General features: G+C 45.7%; 14 protein-coding genes. 3 read left to right on the top strand and 11 right to left on the bottom strand.

Annotated elements, in window-relative coordinates; genetic code table 11:
- Window positions 1-128: 128 nt before the first annotated feature.
- The 7 genes from E4N65_RS03220 to nagA form a co-directional block, all read right to left on the bottom strand.
- On the bottom strand, window positions 129-1,439 hold the full coding sequence (locus tag E4N65_RS03220; protein ID WP_253674018.1) for an ABC transporter substrate-binding protein: 1,311 nt from the start codon (window positions 1,437-1,439) through the stop codon (window positions 129-131).
- A gap of 204 nt (window positions 1,440-1,643) precedes the next feature.
- Window positions 1,644-2,393 carry a Sir2 family NAD-dependent protein deacetylase gene (locus tag E4N65_RS03215; protein ID WP_253674017.1) on the bottom strand — a complete coding sequence of 250 codons (750 nt, stop codon included), beginning with the start codon at window positions 2,391-2,393 and terminating at the stop codon, window positions 1,644-1,646.
- 17 nt (window positions 2,394-2,410) lie between these two features.
- On the bottom strand, window positions 2,411-2,890 hold the full coding sequence (rnhA, locus tag E4N65_RS03210; protein WP_253674016.1) for a ribonuclease HI: 480 nt from the start codon (window positions 2,888-2,890) through the stop codon (window positions 2,411-2,413).
- A 4-nt stretch (window positions 2,891-2,894) separates the two neighbouring features.
- Window positions 2,895-3,953, bottom strand: a complete 1,059-nt coding sequence (locus tag E4N65_RS03205) for a 3-deoxy-7-phosphoheptulonate synthase (protein ID WP_253674863.1) — start codon at window positions 3,951-3,953, stop codon at window positions 2,895-2,897.
- A gap of 8 nt (window positions 3,954-3,961) precedes the next feature.
- Window positions 3,962-5,050 (bottom strand): AI-2E family transporter, encoded by a 1,089-nt coding sequence (locus E4N65_RS03200; RefSeq protein WP_044013242.1) that lies wholly within the window; start codon window positions 5,048-5,050, stop codon window positions 3,962-3,964.
- Window positions 5,051-5,052: 2 nt separating this feature from the next.
- Window positions 5,053-5,859, bottom strand: coding sequence for a glucosamine-6-phosphate deaminase (gene nagB / locus E4N65_RS03195; RefSeq protein WP_044013245.1), 807 nt, complete (start codon window positions 5,857-5,859; stop codon window positions 5,053-5,055).
- 28 nt (window positions 5,860-5,887) lie between these two features.
- Window positions 5,888-7,060: an N-acetylglucosamine-6-phosphate deacetylase gene (nagA, locus tag E4N65_RS03190; RefSeq protein ID WP_253674015.1), complete on the bottom strand. Its 1,173-nt coding sequence runs from the start codon at window positions 7,058-7,060 to the stop codon at window positions 5,888-5,890.
- A 134-nt stretch (window positions 7,061-7,194) separates the two neighbouring features.
- Between nagA and E4N65_RS03185 the strand changes: the two genes are divergently transcribed.
- The gene (locus tag E4N65_RS03185) at window positions 7,195-8,400 is read left to right on the top strand and encodes a DHH family phosphoesterase (RefSeq protein WP_253674014.1); all 1,206 of its coding nucleotides are present in this window, start codon (window positions 7,195-7,197) and stop codon (window positions 8,398-8,400) included.
- Window positions 8,397-9,023, top strand: a complete 627-nt coding sequence (locus E4N65_RS03180) for an epoxyqueuosine reductase QueH (RefSeq protein ID WP_253674013.1) — start codon at window positions 8,397-8,399, stop codon at window positions 9,021-9,023. Before E4N65_RS03185 ends, E4N65_RS03180 begins: the two co-directional genes overlap by 4 nt.
- Window positions 9,024-9,380: 357 nt before the next feature.
- On the opposite strand, the gene abc-f is transcribed toward E4N65_RS03180, so the two are convergent.
- Both abc-f and E4N65_RS03170 read right to left on the bottom strand, forming a co-directional pair.
- Window positions 9,381-11,408 (bottom strand): ribosomal protection-like ABC-F family protein, encoded by a 2,028-nt coding sequence (gene abc-f / locus E4N65_RS03175; protein ID WP_253674012.1) that lies wholly within the window; start codon window positions 11,406-11,408, stop codon window positions 9,381-9,383.
- Window positions 11,408-12,727 carry an SH3 domain-containing protein gene (locus E4N65_RS03170; RefSeq protein WP_253674011.1) on the bottom strand — a complete coding sequence of 440 codons (1,320 nt, stop codon included), beginning with the start codon at window positions 12,725-12,727 and terminating at the stop codon, window positions 11,408-11,410. The genes abc-f and E4N65_RS03170 overlap by 1 nt, the downstream gene beginning before the upstream one ends.
- A 97-nt stretch (window positions 12,728-12,824) precedes the next feature.
- On the opposite strand from E4N65_RS03170, the gene E4N65_RS03165 reads away from it, so the two are divergent.
- Window positions 12,825-14,069, top strand: a complete 1,245-nt coding sequence (locus E4N65_RS03165) for an extracellular solute-binding protein (protein WP_253674010.1) — start codon at window positions 12,825-12,827, stop codon at window positions 14,067-14,069.
- Between the two features lie 16 nt (window positions 14,070-14,085).
- Here E4N65_RS03165 and E4N65_RS03160 read toward each other — a convergent pair whose 3' ends face one another.
- Both E4N65_RS03160 and E4N65_RS03155 read right to left on the bottom strand, forming a co-directional pair.
- Complete coding sequence (locus E4N65_RS03160) at window positions 14,086-15,759, bottom strand: BamA/TamA family outer membrane protein (RefSeq protein WP_253674008.1); 1,674 nt, start codon at window positions 15,757-15,759, stop codon at window positions 14,086-14,088.
- Window positions 15,760-15,917: 158 nt separating this feature from the next.
- Window positions 15,918-16,631 carry a phospholipase D-like domain-containing protein gene (locus E4N65_RS03155; protein WP_253674006.1) on the bottom strand — a complete coding sequence of 238 codons (714 nt, stop codon included), beginning with the start codon at window positions 16,629-16,631 and terminating at the stop codon, window positions 15,918-15,920.
- Window positions 16,632-16,637: the final 6 nt, after the last annotated feature.

Below are 16,637 nucleotides of genomic sequence, written 5' to 3'. Positions count from 1 at the left end.
AGTGTCCTATAGATTTTTAGCATGGAAAATTTGCTTATCTCCACAGTCATCCATGGAGATAAGCATTCCCTTACGTTTATATTTTTGTTTTACTAGACCTGTTCCAAAACGGAAGTTTCTGAACAGGTTTACTTTTTGCGATGAGAATCGTTAGCAGCAACCCAAGCTTCGTATTCATTTGCAAGCTCAGCGGGGGTTTTCTGCCCAATCATAACCGCCTGGATACCGGGGTTGAGTACGCTGTTTACGCCTTCACTATCCATCTTCGCATCGATAACATAGCCCATGCTCTGATTGTTAATCAGGTCGATGTATTGCTTTGTAAGCTGATCGATATCGAATTTTGAAAGATCAAGCTTATAGGTGGTAGTCGTGCCGTGTTTTGTCAAAATTTCACAGGCTTCTTTACCGGACATAAAGGAAATGAATTTCCATGCAGCGTCGGCTTTTGCACCGGTCAATTTTGCATTCATACCGAAAGCTTCACCGGTTGTAGCAGCACTTGAGCCATGTGTAACCTCTCCTGCAACAGCGGGGAACGCCATTAACTGATATTGTGCATAGTCTTCCGGTTTTGCAGCTTTTTTCAATGCGGAAATACGCCATCCTGCATCCAAAAGATACACAGCCTTATCGGCAATAAATTCACCCCAAGAAGCGGTACCTTCCATCTGGTTTACTCCGGGAGGGAACAGCTTTGAATCGGTCATCGTTTTAATAACATTGATTGCATCGACAAACTGCTGATCGGAGAATTTTGCCGTTCCGACCATCGCTTTATCAAACCATGCGGTACCGGCCATACGGTCGGTTAACATGGATAACAAGAGCGACTGAGCCTGCCACTGTCCCTTATTCGCAAAAGCAAGCGGGGTTAAACCGGCTTCTCTGATAACGGGAACTTGCGCAATCATTTCGTTGAGTGTTTTCGGAGTAGTCAGACCAAGCTGTTTTTGCAGTTTCGGATTGATATACACAACCGTACACACTGCGAGGTTCTGAGAAATAATATAGATTTCTCCATTCGGTCCCTGGGGTGCCCAAACGGCAGGATTGTATTGATTTTTTAAATCGTCCGTCAGATAGGGGCGAAGGTCTTTTACCATACCGCGGTCAAGTACATAACCTGAACGGGCTCCCGCATACGTAGTAAAAACATCGGGAATATCCCCTGAAGCGGCCATGATTTGGAATTTATCATGGAATGCTTCGCCATTCACGTACTCGAATTCAAGTTTGATATTCGGGTATTGCTTTTCAAAAGCTGCAACGGTCTCGGGCCAATACGCTGATTGCGGGTTGGCAAGATCCATCTGCATATACACCGAAAGGGTTACCGGTGCATTCGAATCGGCGTTATTCTCTTTCGGTTTACAGCCTGTAAGTACGAAAAGAACAGTACACAAGCATAAGAACAATAGCGCAATGCTTTTTTTCATTGCATCCTCCTCAGGTAGACAACTAGTAATTCGGATATGAATTTTCAATTGTCAACTTTAAATATAGTAGATAGTAAATAGTATATCATTGATTTGCGCTTTTTACCAGCAAAAATTTTTCAAAAGTTCTTGAAAGCTGCAAATGTTCATCGAATTTTTAGAGATATCTGCGTGAATCGGGATCTAAGCGGCAGTATACCCGTACTATCCCAGCAGAGTATGTTCAAGATATTCAAAACACTCCTGCAAATCGGTACAGCGGAGAACCGCGTACTCGTCAAAATATGTCGGCTGTTCGTTAACGACGGCAACAGCACCGCCCGCTTTTAGGGTCAGCTGCGGCAGCGCTGCGGCGGGGTACACGGTAAGACTACTGCCCAACACCAGCAGTAAATCCGCCCTATTACATTCATTTTGTGCCTCCGTTATCGCTGCAAATGGGAGTGCTTCACCGAAAAACGTAATATCCGGTTTTAATGCATAGCCGCACTTTGGGCAGAGCGGTACCTCGCCTTTACGGGCAACCTCGACGACATCCTCAAAGGTTGTACTATAGGAACAATGCGTACAGCTATGCCGCGAAGGAGAACCGTGTACTTCTATCACGTGCTTGCTTCCGGCTTTTTGATGTAATAAGTCGATATTTTGAGTAATAAGCGCCTTTAAGATTCCGCGAGATTCCAGTCCGGCAAGTACCTGATGCACAATTGACGGCTCTTTTTCTTGTAATCCGTAGATAAATTCCTTTGCAAGCCGGTAATACACGGAGGGTGTTTCCCTAAAGACTTCGATATCGAACATCTTATCGGTTTCAGGCAGCGTATAAAGCCCGTTCTTACCTCTAAAATCCCGAATACCGGACAAGGTACTGACTCCCGCGCCCGTAAAGGCAACGCAGTGCTGCGCCGCTGCTATGCGATCCGCCAATTCCCGATATATTTCTTCCTTTTTCATACAAGCTTCCCTTTAGATTACTTCGCTTTTTTCGCCGCTTCTACGGCGAGGGTATCGCACAGTTCATTGTAAAGGTTGCCGGCATGTCCTTTTACCCACATCCATTCAAGGCTGAGTTGAGAAGCGAGTGCATCGAGCTGCTGCCAAAGGTCTTGATTCTTTACCGGCTCTCTGGCAGCTGTTTTCCAGCCATTCAGCTTCCACTTTTTTATCCACGAAGAGATCCCCTGCTGCACATACTGGGAATCCGTGTGCAGGGTTACCGGGCAGTCTGCATAGCCGGGCAATATTTTTTCCTGATAGGCAATAAGGGCTTGAATAACCGCAAGTAATTCCATTCTATTATTTGTAGTCAGTTTTTCTCCGCCGGAACCTCGCAGTAATTCCTGATCCGGCTGATCACCTTGCATATCTTTGAGGATCATCACGAACGCCCATCCGCCCGGCCCGGGATTTTGGGAGCATGCTCCATCGGTGTACAATTTAATTTTTTTCATAAAACTATCTCCATATATCCGCGGCTTCGGTGAGAAGTGATTCGGTCATTTCCCAGCTCATGCAGGGGTCGGTAATTGATTTACCGTATTCGCTCTTTTTTGAGCAATGCTCCGGCGAAACGGTCCCCGCCTGAATAAAGCTTTCGAGCATACAACCGCGGATTGCTTCAATCTGCGGCTGCTCCAACCTTAACCGGAGGCTTTCAAGCAGGATGTCCCACTGCTTTTCCGGCTGCCGTTGTGAGTTGCCGTGCGAACAGTCAATCAGGATCGCCGGCTGTATCCCCTGTTCAGTCAAAAGACGGCAACTTTCTTCTATTGAAACCCTGCCGCAGTTTGCTCCGTGAATGCTCCCCCGCAATACGAGGTGCGCGTATTCATTGCCGCTCGTATGCATTACCGCGGGATTGCCGTTCTGCATGATACCCAGAAAAGCATGCGGTTCCCGTGCGGAAACAATGGCATTTATCGCCGTGCTGATATCGCCGTCGGTAGGGTTCTTAAAGCCGACCGGCATCGACAGTCCCGAAGCTAGTTCCCGGTGTATCTGACTTTCGGCGGAACGCGCACCGATAGACGCCCAGCTGATAAAATCCGCAGTATATTGCGGTACAATAGGATCGAGCAGCTCCGAAGCGGCCGGCAGTCCCAGTTCGGTAATAGCACTCAATGTTTTACGCGCCGTCTCCAACCCGCCGGTAATATTAATAACCCCATCAAGCGCAGGTTCTACAATCAAACCGCGCCAGCCCAAACCGGTACGCGGTTTTTCAAAGTACACGCGCATGATAATACAAAAGCGGTCGCAGTATTTTATCCGCAGGCGCATTAACCGGTTCGCATAATCGAGTGCAGAGATCGGGTCATGAACGGAACACGGACCGGCAATGATTAAAAACCGGTCATCGGCGCCGGACAAAATCGCTTCCACTTCCGTTCTGCCGGTCAATACCGTCCGGCATGACACATCCGATACAGGGATTTTTTCAAGCATCTGCTGCGGCGAAATCAACGGGTGTATTCGTTCAATACGCCGATGGTATAACAGCGGGCGGCTATTCATGGTCAAGGCTAATCTTCAGCATCCGTACTGTCCGAAGTCCGCGCAATATCGATCAGCGTAAACAAGAGGATAACAAACAGCGGACCAAGCACAATTCCGTTCAGCTTAAAAAAACGAATACCGCCGAGTATCGAAAAGAAAATCAGCAACGGATGTATCTGAACACGGTTCTGCAAGAACATCGGTCGTAAAAAATTATCGATTGAACTGATAAAAAAGCCTGCGACGCAGAGAAAGAGGAGACCTTTAAATAAACCTGCCGTTAACACTATTTCGATTCCAATCGGGGCCCATACCAACGCGCAGCCGAAGAAAGGCAAAAAGGAACTAAAAAAAGTTAAAAACGATAAAAGCAGTGCACCTTCCACCTGAAAAATAGTATACACGATAAACGCCGCTGCAAACTGACATATTGAAACGAGAAAATACCCCATAAAAAGGTTGGAGATAGTGTCCTTTATCTTTGCCGCCAGTTTTTGACCTTCCGACACCTGAATCGGAATAGCCGTTACAAACACCGTACCGAGATATTGCCCATCGATAAAAAGAAAATAGAGGGCAAAACACATGAACAGGAGCGAAAGCACAAAATTACCGATATTTTTGGCAATACTTGTCGCGTAGCGGACGATCGTATTCGCATATTGTAGAAAGAAATTCATAAGTTCTTTTTTGACATCAAACACCGAAAGATCGATTGTTCCCATCGAAATCTGCATGACTAATTCATTCAGCGGTGCATCTTTTTCCATTCTAAATAACTGCGGATGCGTAATAAAAAAGTTCATTATTTTCTTTACAAACATCTGCCCTTGCCCGATCAGTTTAATAACAAAAAAGAACAGAATTCCGGCAACCAGTATAATAATACCGACCGAAAATGAAGCGGCGATAATACTCTGCTGCATTCTAAACCATCGGGACTCCGGCTTCAGCTTTTTAAGCAGTTTATGATACAGCGGCCCGAACATGATGTAGAGGATAGCTGACCACAACAGTACGCTTGCATAGGGCAAAAACACCCGCGCTACCAGCACAACGGTAATCGCCAATATGATAAAAAAAGAAACGGTTTGAAACTTGAGTGATTTCTGCATGCTTATTTTGTTCCGCCCGATGAAGTTGAAGTTTCTATATCTTTAAAATACCGAACAGTTCCGACACGGAGTTCATCGGTAGCCGGTTCGTCGCACACGATGATTGCATGCGGGTGCAGCTGTAGTGCCGAAATCGTCCAAATATGATTGACACTGCCTTCCACCGCATGCCGTACCGCCCGCGCTTTATTGTAACCGGTTGCGAGGATCATCACCTCTTCCGCATCGGTAATCGTACCGATTCCGACAGTCAGCGCTGTCTTGGGAACTGCTGCCGCATCGCCGTTAAAAAAGCGGGCATTCATCGCAATCGTGTCCTGTGTCAGTGTTTTCTGGCGTGTGCGGGACGCAAGGGAAGAACCGGGTTCATTGAAAGCGATATGCCCGTCTGCTCCGACCCCGCCCATGAATAGATGAATTTTTCCGTACTGCGCAATCGCCGCTTCGTATTGTTCGCACTCGGTTTTTGGATCTTTTGCCATCCCGTCTAAAATATGAATATTTGCAGGGTCTATATCGATGTACTTAAAGAAGTTTTCATACATAAAGTAGTGGTAGCTTTGCGGATGATCGGGAGTCAATCCCACATATTCATCCATGTTAAAGGTAACCACGTGTTTAAACGAAATATTCCCTTCCCGATGGCGTTTAATCAATTCTTTGTAGACACCGAGCGGTGTAGACCCCGTCGGCAAGCCGAGTACGAACGGCCTTGATGCAGTCGGAGCAAAATCCGTAATTTTTTTGCAAATATGATCAGCCGCCCATACGGAACAGGCATCATAATCGGGTTTTATAATTAATCGCATAGCTTCTCCTATAAAATTTTTAGCCTTATTAAAATAAATTTTTTTTCAAACTTCCTTTTATGACGGTTGCAAGCACATTGAACTGCTTATCGAATACGATAAGATCACCTTTGTACCCCGGCATAATGGAACCGCGTTTAGAATACCGCATAATTTCTGCCGGATTTGCGGATCCGAAGCGGACGGCGGTCTCTACCGGAAAACCGAAGGATACAAGGTTCTTAACCCCGCGAATCATCGAAAGACTCGAACCCGCGATAACGCCGTCCGTCTTACGATGGAAACACCCGCCTTGGAGTACAACCTCTTCTCCGTTTGCAATCAGAGTACCTTCACACTGTTCCGTAGGCTTGAGACTATCGGTTATTAAAACAATCTTATCGATCGGTTTATCCCGTGCCAATAAGCGAATAAGGTCGGGATGAACATGGATACCGTCCGCAATAATTTCGCAGGACATTTCCGGATGGATTAAAATCGCACCGACGGCACCAGGGTTGCGGTGGTGCATTTGGCTCATCGCGTTAAAAAGATGCGTCGAATGTAAAATACCCGCCTGCATCCCTTCGAGCATATTTTCGTAAAGTGCATTAGTATGCCCCGCCTGCAGCACAATATTTTTTTTGATGCAGTAGAGCGCCAGCTCGCGCATATTTTTAAGCTCCGGAGCTACGGTCATATTGACGATATTGCCGTTTGAAGCAGCCCAAAGCTTATCCATCAAATCCAGATTGACAGAGCTGATTGCAGAAGGGCTTAACGCTCCGGGTTTTTCCGGCGAAATAAACGGACCTTCAAGGTGCAAACCCATGATGGCAGCACCTTCTTCATGTCCCATTGCATCGACAACCGCACGGATACATTTCGTCATATTTTCCGGCTCCGTCGGATACAGCGTAGGATTAAAAGCCGTTACGCCGTATTCGGCAAGAGCCTTCGACATACCAAGTATGGAATCGGGAGAGCCGTCTTCCGTCCCGAATCCTGCAAAGCCGTGAATGTGGGTATCGATCAGTCCCGGAGCAATATATGCTTTATCGACATCGATGATACGTACTTCGGGAGAAAAACGTTTATTTAAAAAGCGGCGCTCGCTAAAGACATCCTCAATCTTGCCGTCCTTAACATAGACACAACCGTTTTCCATTAAGGAGTAACCGGTTACTACCGTTGCATTATGAAAACAAAGTGCATTTTCCATGATTTTCTCCATAAATTTGCGTAATTTTATCAAAAAACCGTTAAAAAGCCTAGGGGCGCACCACATCAGACATTTTTTGAAAAAATGTATTTTGGGATAACACTTTATTGGAAAGTATGGTATAATGATTTTATATGGATTCTCAGGGGAATAAATTCAGACCCGATTTGCGCTTAAAACGGCAGAATATGACCATTGGAGCGCGGAATCGTGTTATACAGAATATGTATTATCTCATGAAAGCACATCGTTCATTCTTGATTCTCGGTCACGAAAACCCTGATGAAGATTGTTATGCTTCGACCGTGGCAGGCGCACTATTGTTGCGTAAATTTAATAAACACGTCAGCATTTTTTTAGAATCCGTACCGCCTGAAAACCTTAAATTTCTCACTTCCATCTGCAAATATAACAAGATCAATATATATTACGGAACAATGCCGCCGATCCGTTCCGTCGAAGTTCTCTGTATTTTGGATACGCCGAAACCGGATATGATCGCGGCAAACGGCTGTATCTATGATTTTCTGAATACCCCATCTATTCCAAAAATTGAAATAGACCATCACTTTGATTCCGATGCTGCATATTCCGGAGATCCCGCCTATTCTTTAGTTCTCCATGCGTCCAGTACCTGCGAAATATTATGCCGGATATGCTATAAATTAGCAACGCACCCCGAAATACTACAGCGTTACAGCATCGAAGAGCTTTATTCGCGGAATCTGGTACTGACGCTTTTGACCGGTATGCTCGGCGATGCAAAAATGGGAAATTATATTTCCAACCCGCATGATAAAGAAGTTTTTGACTATTTTTCCAAGCATTTAAATTTGATGCTGCGGATAAGCACTCATTCGGAGGGGCGTACAAAAAAAATCGAATCGATGGAACGGCTGCTGGATGTGATGGAAACAACCGATGCCGAAACCGAGAAAATCTATCATACCATTATCGACCGTGCGAGATATACCGAACACATCGGAACAGTCATCTTGTCGGAAGATGAGTCGAATGCTTTCCTTAAAAGTATCGAATATACACAGTTTACCGGTATGATTAAGGAGGCAACCAATGCCATTGCAGAGAAAGTCGGAGGCATAGGAATTTCCGCCTACTACGATTCTCCCGGCAAATCCAATAAAATACAGTGCCGTATCCGTGCGAGCGAAGCAGTTCGAGGCATCAATTTACACCCAATTCTCAGTCATTTTAAGATTACGGACGGAGGCGGACATCCCGGCGCAATTGCCTTTCGACTGCCCCGAGAATCCGGCAGCTCGCTTTATACACTGCTTGAAGACATCCAATCTTTTATTAAACAAAATATATTAGTATGAAGCAAAATTTTCAATTATTGATGGAACAAACCATTGCGGAACTCGGTAGTTCCTTTACTACCGAAGCTCCACCGCGTCTTATGCTCCACTCATGCTGCGCCCCATGCAGTTCTTCAGTAATAAAGCGGCTGGCAGGGCATTTTAAGCTGACTGTCTTCTATTATAATCCTAACATCGACACCCAACTTGAATACCGTACACGGGCGGATGAACAAATCCGTTTAATCGAACAGTATAATACGTCAAAAGAATTCCCGTACCGAATCGATTACATGATACGGGACTATAATCATCAAGAATTTCTCGAAATAGCGGAAGGCTATACGGATTGCCTTGAAGGCGGGGAACGGTGTTTCCGCTGTTATCGGCTCCGGCTTGCAGCAACGGTACGCGAGGCAACAGCCCAAGATTTCGATTTTTTCTGTACAACGCTTTCTCTCAGCCCGCTCAAAAGTGCGGCAAAAATCAACGAAATCGGCATAGAGCTTGCCACAGACAAGTGCCGGTGGCTGCCGAGCGACTTCAAGAAAAAAGACGGCTATCTGGAGTCCATTAAACTGAGCAAGGAGTTGGGGTTGTATAGACAAGATTACTGCGGCTGTGAGTTCTCCCTCACCTTTTGAAAATATACGGCACATCATCAAAAGTGTACATCCTTGTACACTTTTGATGGCGAATTTCGGCTTTGCCGAAATATCGCTACTGTTTAAACCAGCGGCATCCGTGCCGCTACTGTAAGTAGTCCTCGACGTACATCAAGTACGCCTGCGGGTGTTTTTTGTACGCTCCTAGCATCTGCATCGTCTGTTTCAAAAGGCTTACGGAAAGGGTGCAGCTACTTCGTGCTGCACATAAATTAATCCTCAACGTGGCAGAAGCGGCACGGATGCCGGTGGTTCTAAACAGCAACCAGTTTGCTTGCAAACTGGCAGCCCAAAAATGTACACGGATGTATATTTTTGGGCGAGGACGGCGGTGGTTCAACTGCCTGAATCTTGGGCGAGAGCTTCCCACTGTTCTGTAAGTTCAGCGGAGGTTGCTTGTAAGGCATGAATCTGCTGCAGAATGCTGCGTGCTTTTTCGCCGTCGGTATAAACTTCGGGGTCTGCGAGTTGGTTTTCCAGTTCTCTTATTTTGTTTTCGGTTTCGGCGAGTTGTGCAAAAATACGTTCTTCTTCCTTTTCACGTTTGCGCTTTTCCGACCGCAGCCTTTTTTGTTCTTCATAAGAAAGAGCTCCGCCGCCGATACCGCTTAACGGCAGCTCTGTTTGTGAACCGGAAGACGCCATCGATGCTTTACCGGAGAAGGCACTGCTTGTTTTTCCGGCGCCCGGAGAATCCGCCGCCTGCCCCGGTTTTTCAATCGGACTATCAGCTGCCTCGGCGGCGATCCGGTACAGGTAATAGTCGTAGGTGCCCGGGAAGTTTCTGATACGGGTACCGGCGCCGGGCGTTGCCGAAGCTGTCAGTTCAAGGATGCGGGTCGCAAGCCCTTGGATAAAAAACTTATCGTGCGAAACAAAGATAACCGTCCCTTCGAACCGCTGCAGCGCATCGAGCAGCACATCTTTAGAATGAAGGTCAAGGTGATTGGTCGGCTCGTCTAAGATGAGGAGGTTAAGCGGCCTCAACAGCAGCCGGAGCAATGCCAGCCTGCTTTTTTCGCCGCCGGACAGCACGGAAAGCTGCTTATGGATATCGTCGCCGCGGAACAAAAAGGCAGCGAGCATATCGTAGAGTTTCGGTATAAGATGGGTCGGCGCTTCCCGCTCCATCAGCTGCATGATAGTTTCGCTGCCGGTAATCCGCTCGGCCTCATCCTGCGAAAAATAACCGGTGATGATGCCCGCCCCGTACTTCACAGAGCCGGTATACTCGGAATCTTCACCTGCCAGTATCCGCAAAAAAGTGGTTTTACCGGCGCCGTTTCGTCCTGCCAATGCGATCCGCTCTTGTTTGGTAACGGTGAGTTCCGCGTCTTTCAGCACGAGCCGTTCTCCGTATGCCTTGGTAATCCCTTCGGCTTGCAGAGCAATATTTCCCGAATGAGGGGCAGGCGGGAAACTGAAATGAATTTTCTTTAAGTGTTCCGGTAATTCGATGCGCTCAAGTTTTTCGAGCCGCTTTACCCGATCCTGCACCGCCGCGGCTTTTGTCGCCTTGTAGCGGAACTTCCTGATAAAGTCTTCTGTTTTTGCAATTTCCAGCTGCTGCTGCGCATATGCTTTTATCAGCGATGCAAGCTCTACCTCCCGCGTCTTTTCGTAGTTGGTATAGGTTCCGGCATAGCGCTTAAGTGTTCCGTTAAAAAGTTCATACGTTTCGTTAACCGTTGCGTCCAAAAACGAGCGGTCGTGACTAACCAGCAAAAAACCGCCGGTAAACTTTTTCAGCCAGAGTTCAAGCCAGCTGCGCGCTTCAATATCGAGATAGTTGGTCGGCTCGTCCAAAATGATGATATCCGCACCGCTCAAAAGAATCTTCGCAAGCGCAATGCGCATCTGCCATCCGCCGGAAAACTCATCGGTCAAACGGGTAAAATCTTCCGATGTAAAGCCGAGCCCGCGCAGCGTTTCATCTGCCAACCGCTGCCTAAAATACCAACCTGATTGTTCAAGCTCGTCTTGCAGGGCGTGATAATCGTGCGCAAGCCGCTCCGCCTTGGCGGTATCGGCTTCTTCGCTCATAAGCTTGCCGACTGCTTCGAGCTGTTCCACTAGCTGTGCCCCGCGGGAAAAAGCGGTATCGGCTTCTTCTGCCAGCGTTTTACCCCTGTGCACAATACCTGACTGCGGCAGGTAGGCAACACGGGTGTTCTTTTCCATCGAAATAGAGCCGGAATCTGCCTGCATCACCCCTGCAATAATCTTCATCAAGGTAGACTTACCGCTTCCGTTGGCTCCGGTGAGCGCCGCCTTTGTCCCCTGTGTCAGTACAAGCGTGATATTTTGGAGAATATCGCGATCGCCGAACGCAAGAGATATATTTGAAAGCTGGACAAACGGCATTATTCTTCCGTTCCTTCCGTCCCGAAAAAGAGGATAACCGGATTGAGGCTGCGCACGGAAGCAACACCGTCGGTAATATTCTCCGGCTTTACATACTCAAGCTTAACGCCTTGCTTTGACACCGTGTAAAAGAAATCAATCCAGTCTCCGCTGCCGTCAAATTTAAACGACAGAATCCCCATATATTCGGTTTTAAGTTTAGCACTGATAAAATATCGGATTGCAACGGAACCGGAATTCCCTACCCCCTTAGGAATAATCGTCGGGGATAACACTTGGTACCCTTTCCAATGGAAACGCCCGCCATCCGTAAATTCGAGCACACCGTAATTTACGGAATTAAACACCGGACCGGTTGTAACAAGGGTTTGCAGCGCATCGTTCCGGCGTTCCGTTTCCGCTTGCGCAAGTTCCTGCGGGTCTTCTTTTAGCGTAATAAAATACCGTATTTGTACCCGACCTTTCTCATCCGTATAATTGATGGCAATCGTATCCGAATCTCTGATTTGCAGCAGGAGCGGAGAACCTTCAAATTGGTAGGCTCCCATCCGGTTTTTTGTAATACCGGTATAAGAAAAAGCAAGCTGCTCATCTTTCAGCATAATACGTGCAACACCCGTTCCTTCTCCGGGGAAAAAGCCGAAATTATCCGTCATCCGTTCAGGATCGATCTGTTTCTTTCGAATCATATCGCGGTAATATTCGGGATACCATCGGCTTTTTAAGATACTTGTCAGAATCTCATCGGCTACCGTTTCCGTTGTCTGCCGGGATACGGATGGTTCCCCTTCATCATACATAAAGAGATTGTAAGAAAAACACCAACCGCGGGTGCCGTCGTTGGTCATCACATAAAGCCAATCACCTTCCAAAGGTTTATCCCGTGCGATAACCGGAGCCCCCTCCCCTTTCCAAAGAACTTTTACGATCTGACTTTCGCGCAGACGGTACACTTGCTTACCGGTGTTATCGGGCGTAGAGCGGAGCGGCAGACCGTCAAGCTTTACCGCGGCATACACAGAACGGTATTCGGCAGTCTTTTTGATATAGGCCTCTGCTTCACGCTTTGAAGCGCAAAAGGTGAGCTGCCAGAGCGGAATTTCTATCTTTTGTTTATTCAGCTCGGCAATATATACCTTCGAAATATTCGACCGGACGAGAATCGGCACTACATCCGATGCTGTCAAGTTATACTCAGGGATTGACCAATTGACAACGCCGTAACCGATTTTTTTTGAACACCCGGTTATCGTAAAAAAAACGAAACAAAGAACCGTTAAAATAAGCTTAGTATTATAAAAACAACGCAATTTTTTCATACTTACGGATTATACTTTAAAGCCCGTATCCGCGCAAGGATATTACACCCTTAAAGAGTCATTGACAAGGTGATTATTGTAGTCATAATGGATGAGTATGAAAAAATTCCTTTTTATTGCAGCGTTTGTATGTTGTATGCTATCTGCGTGCAAAAATGCTGAGGATTCGATTGCCGTTATTTGGACTAACCGTACTGAATTCATCTCTTATTGTGAGGCTTTTAACAACGCCCAAAGCCGTTATAAAATCACTGTCAGCTATAAAGAAAACCCATCGGATGCTTTAATGGCAGCATCCGAAGAACCGGATATCGTCATTGGCCCTTGGCTCAGAGGTGATGCAACTCGGGTAAAATTCAGTAAGTTAGGAGGGATGCTTTCTAAAAAGAAAATTGATCCGGATACTTTTTATCCGTTATTATTTGAACTGGGAAATATTAACGGGGCACAGTATCTCTTGCCGGTCAGCTTTAATTTACCGACCATTATTTTCTCCGCATCACAAAAAAATTTAGTAAAAACAAATTTTACACTTTCTCTTGAAGAAATGAGAGAGCTTGCCGCAGCGTACAATAAAAAAAGCGGCTCGGAATATACTAAAATGGGTTTTTCACCCCGCTGGGATACCGATTTTCTCTATGTTACCGCACAAGGCCTTGATGTATCTTTTGAAGAAACAAAAAGTCTCTTCTCGTGGAATGATAAAATGCTGCAGGAATTGATTACGTATACGCGGCGCTGGTCGGAAGAAGTCAATACAAGCGCTGCGGCTGAGGATGAATTCAAATTCAAATACCTCTATGATCCGCCGTATACGTTGATTACAAACGGACGCTGCCTATTCTGGTACTTACCAAGCGATAAACTGTTTTCATTAAATAACGAAAGACTAAAATCGCTCGATTATCGATGGATGAGTTACAACGGCAAAACACCGGTACAGGATGAAATTATATATGCAGGAATTTGCAAAAAGGCAAAAAATACGGCAGCGGCACGGGCATTCTTGCTTTGGTTCTTTAATGAAGAAAGTCAAAAAGATCTGCTTGCCCGCTCCCAAACCGATAATATGATCGCGCCTTCTTTCGGATTAGCGGGAGGTTTTTCCGCTATAAAGAATGTAACCGAAAATATTTTTCCGGTTTATTATCCGCTTTTACTCAAACATTTGCCGCAAACCGATGATTTCTCCGCGCCGCATATCTTACCCCATAACTGGCTGCTGCTTAAAAAAGAAATTATCTTTCCGTACTTACGGGATCAAACGCGGATATTTGCCGGTGATGACAAACCGCTATCACTCAATAGACGGGTATCTGATTGGTATAAAAAGCCCCGCTAATCTTTATCAAAAGCCGTTAATAATGTAGACCGATTCCAATAAATATTTCGGTGATTGATTCTCCGTCTCGTTTTGCTCGCCCGTCGAGACCGGAAAGATTTTTAAGTTCCGTTAAATCAAAGCCGGCACTTGCCCTGACATAGATACTCCGCATCTTTTCAGGATAGACAATCACTTCCAGACCGCCCGCATACCATCCGTCTGCCGGATGATAGTACCGTCCCGTTTTTTTATCGTGTACTAAAGCAATATCCAAGAAAGGAACAAGCTGGATATCGCAATTAAAAAAACGCGTCCATGAAACGCCGGTAATAGCTTGAAAATCGAGTGAAGCAATCCGAATAGGGATATCAAGATTAAAGGTAAAAGCAGTATCCGTCTCGATCCGTTTATTTAAAATACCGCGAAGCGTAGAACCTGCCTGCGTACTGGTACTTCCGAATAAATGATAAAAAAACTGCGTCCGCCCATATATTCCCACCCGGTTGACAAATGGATAATATCCGGCTAAAGAGGTGGAAAAGCTGATACTCATATTTCGTTTGTCGTAAAATTGATAAGCATACGTATTACTGAGCGAAAACGAAAGCCCTTTCCTAAAATTCAATTCCCAATTCACCTTTGAAAGAGAAAGCGTATGCCCCCAATGAAATGTCCATTTTCTAAGACTGTCTGCCTGTATACCGTCAAACGCCCAATTTCCCGCAAGGCTCATGGAAGGTGTCCATACGAGCGAGCCAAAGTTTTTCACCTCAGTAATCATAACAGGAGCACGTACAAATAATGTCGTTTTAAAATAATACCGGTCATCAGGATATAAATAGCCTAACCCGCTCGGCCGTCCTTGTTCGATTTGTCCTTCTTCAGAGGAGCTTGACGACCCCGTAATAGACATTTGGCTTGATGCACGGTCGTTAATTGCCAATTCAGGTAAAAGCCCGAATATTAGAGAGAGCCGCTTGTTAAATTTGACTGATGCCGTCAGTCCCGTACCGATATTTATTTTAGGGGGTTCTTTGTATGCGTAAACAATTTCGAAGTTGTTATCCCATAACAGATTAAATGCCCCCACTTTGAACGGTAATGCAAAATTGATTGAAGATGAAAAAATCTGCTGATTTGTTTCGGTTGAACGATATACAACATCTACTTTTAAGGGTTGCAATGTTCCGATAAAATTGAAATCCTGCATTTTCAGCTTCAATTGGAAGCCGCTATTCGAATCGAAAGAAGGATAAGGAACTACAATGAAATTCCATGTATCGACGACTGAAACTGTAATCGTAACAGGTATTACTGCTCCATTATCCGGAGTGCCATACTCTCTATCGATTTGAGCCGATTGAATAACCCGGATATTTTTAAATTGCTGTTCAAGCTCTCTAAGATAATGCAGCATCTCTTCTTCCGAATTAAAAATACGGACGGTGTCAATCGGAACAGCTTGAGAAAGCGGATATTTCCGTGTCAGCCCTTTAATATTGTAGTTGACGGCTGTTATTTGATAGCTTTGCACAAGAGGTTCTTCGGCAGGTTTATCGGCTAGGGGAGACTCTGCCGGAACATCAATAAGAGCAGCTGGTGCGGGTTCCGTTTCCTGTGCATAAACAACTGCAGTAAAGAAAATGCATACGCTGACAATAATAGACCGTATCAAACGTATATATTTATATGGCTTATATTTAATCATACTATATCCTTCTAAAAAGCAACAATAAACCTTACCTGTTTAACATATTGACATCTGTTTAAGCAAGAGGGACACTTTGCTCACCGGTTATTATTTTTCTTCCGGCAGATATTGGGTTGCTTCTTCAAATACGGCGTGCCCTGCATTTACGGCGGCTTTCAAAAGATCTCGTAAGGAATAACTTCCTTAATATAAAGATAAACAGTCAGTTCGGCAGTAAATTTTCCGCTCGAAACATAGAGCCGCGGGTTATCTTTGATCAGCATCTCTCCGTGGACGGTCTTGGGCTTATTTTTAATGTTTTTTCGTAAATATCCTCGAACGGCGGCAAGCGCTGCATTCCGATAGGCCTGTCGTATCCCCTCTATCTCAAGCTTGCGTTCTGCACTTCCGGAACCTTTGCCGGTAATATAATTGATGCGAACCCATTCCGTTCGATGTAAAGCAATGGCGTCGGTAACGCGGTATTCCGCCCAGCAATACAGGTATGGATATTGAGGGCGAAGCTCCGTAACGGATAAACGGCTGTCGTTTGAATGGATGGATTGAAGCGGTTCCAGTTCAAACTCTTCTGCAACGGCTCTCCGCTTATCAAACGGGGTATACGAGAACTTCCAACCGTAGACCATGCCTTCCATTATTGTTTTCGATAATTCGGACAGCGCTTTTCGCGGCGGTAATCGCGTGCCCTGTATGTCGTTATCCATAACTCCAGGCTGAGATTCAAGGAAAACCCATACCGGTGCACGGATAATGAGGGCGTCGTTTATTCCTGAACCCGAATAGCTGTCGGCATATAAGAAAGAGGCAGCACAGAGTAAAAAGAAAAAAAAGGATAGCTTACGAAACAGCATAGTTTTGTATATCATCATTTTACT

Source organism: Treponema sp. OMZ 855 (assembly GCF_024181145.1).
Taxonomy (GTDB): Bacteria; Spirochaetota; Spirochaetia; order Treponematales; family Treponemataceae; genus Treponema.
Note: the sequence above shows the minus strand (reverse complement) of the source record. Positions and strands in the feature narration are given on the sequence as shown.